Origin of the sequence: Mycoplasma marinum, assembly GCF_004335975.1 — a bacterium.
Lineage (GTDB): Bacteria > Bacillota_I > Bacilli_A > Mycoplasmatales > Metamycoplasmataceae > Mycoplasma_K > Mycoplasma_K marinum.
In genome coordinates, this window is record NZ_PSZO01000096.1 from 1 (window position 1) to 836 (window position 836).

The 836-nt window shown below is 31.1% G+C and carries 1 protein-coding gene; it reads right to left on the reverse strand.

Annotated elements, in window-relative coordinates; translation table 4 throughout:
- Nucleotides 1-766: glycoside hydrolase family 3 protein (locus tag C4B24_RS04845; protein ID WP_246005084.1), on the reverse strand; the 766-nt coding region annotated here is incomplete at its 3' end.
- Between the last annotated feature and the right edge of the window lie 70 nt (nucleotides 767-836).

Genomic DNA, 836 nt, shown 5'->3' on the forward strand with positions numbered 1-836 from the left:
CATCTTCTTTGGATTTATTGATGATTTTTACTTTTAGGATATGTTTTTTCAATGAAGAAGAAGTAACACCAACAATTTCCTGTTTAATTTGGGAATAGGACAATCCATCGCCAAAAGAAAATAATGGTTTTGCTTTCTCATCAATATATTCATTTGCTTCTGGCAATCAATAATATACAGGTAATTGATTAGAGTTTCTAGGTAAAGATATTGGTAACTTACCACTCGGATTATTTTTCCCTAAAATTGTATTGATCAAAGCGACCGATCCTTCGGAACCAGCATAAAACATTTGTATGATAGCTTTTGATTCTCTTACAATACTTTCAATACCTAATGCCCTTCCAGAATTAATAACAGATATAACATTTACACCCTGTGCCTTTATTGCATTAAATAATTCAATTTGAGGTTTACTTATTCTTATATCTGCAACATCTGCACCTTCTCCGCAATCCATATTTAAAATACCTTCTTTTTCAATTAGAACTTCACCATTTTTATTGAATGCAGTTCCAAAACTCCTTGCAGAAGAGGTTCCTAATATTAAGATTGTATTTTTATATTTTTTAGCAAATATTGCTGCTTCCTTAATTTTATCTATTTCCATATTTCTCATATGTGTGCCCTCATGATAATCGATTTGAAAAACATCTTTTATTGATAGTGTTTTTTTAAGGTCTTTAAATGGTGTGTAATCCCCTAATTGATTGTAAATATTGCTAGCGTGCCAACCAATTAAACAAGTTTCTTCAAGATTTTTCATAGGTAGCTGCCCCTCATTCTTTAAAAGTACTATTGATTCCTCTGCGAGTTCAAGGTTGTCTTTTTTATGC